3 protein-coding genes are annotated in these 4,957 nt (G+C 62.3%); all 3 read right to left on the reverse strand.

The annotated features are described in order from the left end of the window. Window positions 1-168, reverse strand: a 168-nt coding sequence (locus H7225_RS18355; RefSeq protein WP_366481675.1) for an LEPR-XLL domain-containing protein, incomplete at its 3' end; no start/stop codon positions are given. Window positions 169-325: 157 nt separating this feature from the next. Next, the gene (locus tag H7225_RS16420) at window positions 326-1,897 is read right to left on the reverse strand and encodes a GGDEF domain-containing protein (protein WP_290663756.1); all 1,572 of its coding nucleotides are present in this window, start codon (window positions 1,895-1,897) and stop codon (window positions 326-328) included. Then, the coding region (locus H7225_RS16425; RefSeq protein WP_290663758.1) for a cadherin-like domain-containing protein at window positions 1,894-4,957 on the reverse strand (3,064 nt) is incomplete at its 5' end. The genes H7225_RS16420 and H7225_RS16425, both read right to left, overlap by 4 nt.

Genomic DNA, 4,957 nt, shown 5'->3' on the forward strand with positions numbered 1-4,957 from the left:
CATGACCACGACCTGAGCAGAGGACTGGCCGCTCGACGCATCCATCCCGGCATCGGGCAAGACCACGAGCAGGTCCGCGCTGTACAAAATTCGGGCTTCCAGCTCTTCCATTTGCCCGTCAAAGCCGCCAGGACGAGCGACAACACGAGACTTGAGCTTGCGCGTCATGTCTGGCTGTCAGTCAGGCGGGATTCACACACGTCGGGGCACCTCTGGCAGTTTGAAATCAAGCGTTGGACACCGCAAAATGATGGATGAAGCCTGTGCAAGCAAGACTTGTAAATACGCCAAGAATTAACGACAACTGAACGTTTTACGGCGAGCCTCAGGCATCCACCACCAGTTCGCCCACCTCGGCCCAGTCGATGCACTGCACCTGGTTGCGGCCGGCCTCCTTGGCGGCGTACAAGCCTTGGTCTGCCCGCTCGATCAACAGCAACATGTTTTTGGCGTTGCCGGAGCCCAGCAGAGCCACGCCAAAGCTGGAGGTGATACGCAGGTTGGGCACGCCTTCAACATTCGAGCCGACTTCGCGCTCGATGCGGCCACGGATGCGATCGGCCACGACCACGGCCTGGTCCAGCGTCAAGCCATGCAGCAGCACGCAGAACTCTTCGCCGCCATAACGGCAAAGCACGTCTTGCTCGCGCATGGAGGTTTTCAGAACCTTGGAGACGGCCTGGATCACCAAGTCGCCCACCGAGTGGCCATGGGTGTCGTTGACGGATTTGAAGCGGTCGATGTCGATCATCACGCAGCACAGGGGCTCGCCGGTTGCCAGGGCATGCTTGAGCATGGGCTCGGCGCGGGCGAAGAACGCTCGGCGGTTGAAGCAAGCAGTCATGGGGTCGCAGTTGGCCAGCAGTTGCAGCTCGTCGTTCTGCTTCTGGATCTGATCGCGAGACACTTCCAACTCCGTCAGCGCGGATCGCAGTTTGGTGTTGGCCTGGTCCAGCGCAGTCACGTCGTCCAGGGTGAGCAGGCAGCCTCGGGCGTTGCCGGCGGCATCGCGGATGGCGGCGCAATTGAGCAAGGCGCGTCGGGTGTCGCCACCATCGCGGCTCAAATCAACTTCGATGCCCAGGATGGGCTCGGTGGTCTGCAGCGCACGCTCCCAGGGCGGCAAGTCGGCGGTCTCGTGCACGCCGTTGACCAACCATTCCAACTGCTTGATTGAGCGTCCCATCAGCACGTCGCCGGCCTGCGGGTGAAAGCCACGGAACGCCGAATTGGCCAGCAGGATCTGACCTTGCAGGTCAAGCACCAGCAAGCCTTCGGTCAGCGTGTCAAAGGCCACGCGCACCCGCTCGGGGATGGCTTTGGAAGGATCCAGATGCTGCAAAACCCGGCGCAGGTAAAGGTAGAAGGCCACGAACGATGCCGTGCTGATCGTGAAGATCAGCTGCACGGTGGGCTGTTTCAACCAGCCCATCAGCGTGTTGGGCCAGGGTGATCGGTAGCCGATTTCAAGCTGGCCCCATTTGGCGGTGCCTGAGTTGAGGGGCACCACCACGCTGGTGATGGTGGACAAGCCCAGAGGCGGCGCCGCCCAACCCTCTTTGTGGCCGCGGGTGGACATCACCAGATCACCGGCCTCGCGGCGGATGCCGATCGATTCGATCTCCGTCGATTGCTGCACGATCTCCGTGATCATGCCGGCCAGTGGCGCCTGCATGCTCGCGTCGTTGAGCAGCAGCTTGACCTGCACCGCCACGTTCACCGCCACCTGCTCACGCACGCTTTGGGTCATGGCGCGCTGATCGGGCAACAGCTTTAGGACGAGGTCAAGCACCATCAGCAGTCCCACCAGCAATGACACCAGGCCAAAACTGATTCTCGCCGTGGGGCTCATGGCCCAACGACGCATCAAACCGCGGATTGAAAACTTCTCGCTCATCCAATGCCTTCTAGTTCACGGTTTCCGGCCTTGTTGTCGCCAAACAGCCGCGCCGCGCGGGCGTCCATGCCGGTGGGATCGTCTCCGTGCTCATCACCGTCTTCTTCGTCATCCGGACCACGCCCGCCGCCCAGGCCCATCACCGGCAGCGGGTCAATGGAGCGCCAAGCGGGTGTGCTGATCATCAAACTGGCCAGCAGGCCGGACATCCGGGCCGCCCACCAGACTGCGCCCACCGACAAAGCGGCGCCCGAAGTCTGTACCACCATCTTTTCGACCTTTACCCGGCGATCTTCAGTGTTTTCAGTAAAGACCAGGCTGGGCGCCGAATGCTCGCTGCCATGCAAGCCCACCGGGGAAAAACTCAGATTGAGGCCGGGGGTAGATGATGAGTTGACCAGATTGACACTCATCTCCAGCAGGATGTTGCCGGGTGTCACGCCGAAGTTCAGCCCACCGGCTTCCAGGCGGAAGGCAAAGCCACCGGCTTGGTTGGCAGCGTAATTCGCGGCAGATGTGGCATAGCCGCCGCCTGACGCCTGCTGGCCAGAAGGGCCTTGGCCAGTGCCCTCGCTTTCGGCACGGCCTTGAACAGGTGGCAGCGCTGCGTTGTCTGCGGGGCTGGGCGACCCACCAGAGTAGTCATCCAGTTTGTCGCCAATCTGATCGACCGCGTCGTCCTTGGGTGGAGCCGTGGGTGTGGTTGGCTGGGTTGGCGTGGCGGGTGATGTGCCCGAGCCAGTGGTGGAACCGCTACCCGAGCCTGTGCCGGAGTTGGTCGGGCTGGGCCCCTGCGGCACAGATGCCGACGCGACCGCAATGGACATCCTGCGCGCCACGGCATCGGTGTCGCTACCGGCCAGTGCCGTGCCACCATCGTCGCGCACCTGGAAGGTGAAGCTGGTCGATGCGCTGGTGCCGGCGAGTGGGGTGAAAACCAGTTGGCCCGATGTGATGTCACTGGTCAGCACAAAATCGCCCGCGTTGACCACCGCGCCATTCAAGGTCAAGGTGCCTGCACCAGGCAAGGTCGTGATCCTGGCAGACCAAAAGGCGTTGCCGGGCGCATCGCGGAGATCACTGAAGCCAAAATCTGCCACGGTGAAGGTGCGGGTGGTGCCTTCATTGGTGGTCACGGCGTGGTCGGTGCCCACCGGCGCGTCGTTCACGGCCGTGACGTTGAGCGCCATGGTGCGGGGTGTGGCGTCCAGGTTCAACCCGCCATTGGCTGTGCCGCCGTTGTCTTGCACCTGGAAGGTGAAGTTGGCGTAGCCTGCGCCGTTGCCATCGGCCACTGGCGTGTAGACCAGCTTGCCCGCTGCGATGTCACTGGCCAGGATGAAGTCGCCCGCGTTGATTGCCACGCCGTTCAACGTCAAGGTGCCCGCGCTTGGCAAGGTCGTGATCTTTACGCTCAGCAAGGTGTTGGCGGGCGCATCGTTGGGGTCGGCAAAGCCAAAGTCCGCTGTGCCGAAGGTGTAGGCGGTGTCTTCTCTCGCGGTCACCGTGTTATCGGCTCCAACGGGTGCGTCGTTGACGGCCGTCACATCGACTGTCATGGTGCGAGGTGTGGCGTCCAGGTCCACGCCGCCGTTAGCAGTGCCACCGTTGTCTTGCACCTGGAAGGTGAAGCTGGCGTAGCCTGAGCCGTTGCCATTGGCCACTGGCGTGTAGACCAGCTTGCCCGCTGCGATGTCGCTGGCCAGAATGAAGTCGCCCGCGTTGACCGCCATGCCGTTCAGCGTCAGGCTGCCTGCGCCTGGCAAGGTCGTGATCTTCACGCTCAGCAAGGTGTTGCCTGGTGAGTCGTTCGGATCAGCAAAGCCAAAGTCCGCCACACCAAAGGTGTAGCCGGTGTCCTCGCTGGTGGTCACCGTTTTATCGGACCCCACGGGTGCGTCGTTGACGGCCGTCACATCGACTGTCATGGTGCGGGGTGTAGCGTCGAGGTCCGCGCCACCGCTGGCTGTGCCGCCATCGTCTTTCACCTGGAAGGTGAAGCTGGCATAGCCTGATCCATGGTCATTGCTGCCAGGCATGAATACCAGGCTGCCGGCGGCAATGTCGCTCGCCATCACAAAATCGCCGGCGTTGACAGCCACACCATTGAGCATCAAAGCGCCCATGCCCGGAATGGTGGTGATCTTGACGGCCAGCAGTTGGTCGGACGGCGTGTCATTGACATCCGTGAATCCAAAATCGGCGTTGGTAAAGATGTAGCCCACATCCTCGGCCGTGATCACCGTGTTGCTCAAACCCTCAGGCGCCTGATTGACCTTGCTGGTGACGTTGACCGTCATGGTGTTGGCCGATGCATCCAAGTCCGACCCGCCATTGGCGGTGCCCCCGTTGTCCTGCACCTGGAAGGTGAAATTGGCGTATGGCTGTCCACTGACGCCGGCTGCCGGCGTGAAAACCAGCAGACCGCCAGCGATGTCGCTGGCCAGCACGAAGTCCCCCGCGTTGACGGTCAGCCCATTGAGGGTCAGCGTGCCTGCGCCAGGAACCGTGGTGATCTTCACCGCCAATAAGGCATTGGCTGGAGAGTCACTGACATCTGTAAAGCCAAAATCGGCCGAAGCGAAAACATAGGCCGTGTTTTCCAGCGTGGTCACGGCTCTGTTGGCGCCCGCCGGCGCATCGTTCACGGCCGTGACGTTGAACGTCATCGTGCGGGGCGTGGCGTCCAGGTCCACCCCGCCGTTGGCCGTGCCGCCATTGTCTTGCACCTGGAAGCTGAAGCTGCTATAGCCCGTGCCATTGGCATTGGCCACTGGCGTGAAACGCAGCAAGCCCGAGGCAATGTTGGCCGCCGAGATCACTTGTCCGGCCGTCACCGCCACGCCGTTCAAGGTCAGGCTGCCCGCGCCCGGCAAGGTTGTGATCTTGACGCCTAACAAGGTGTTGGCGGGTGAGTCGTTCGGGTCGGTGAAACCGAAATCGGCCGCCGTGAAGGTGTAGGCCGTGTCCTCGTTGGTGGTCACCGTCTTGTTCGTGCCCGCTGGCGCATCGTTCACGGCCGTGACGTTGACCGTCATCGTGCGGGGCGTGGCGTCCAGG

It is taken from the genome of Aquabacterium sp., from assembly GCF_014378415.1.
Taxonomy (GTDB): domain Bacteria; phylum Pseudomonadota; class Gammaproteobacteria; order Burkholderiales; family Burkholderiaceae_C; genus Aquabacterium.

Excerpts from the sequence above, each read along its gene's own strand:
- H7225_RS16420 (WP_290663756.1), bottom strand. The coding sequence starts at position 1,897 with ATGAGCGAGAAGTTTTCAATCCGCGGTTTGATGCGTCGTTGGGCCATG.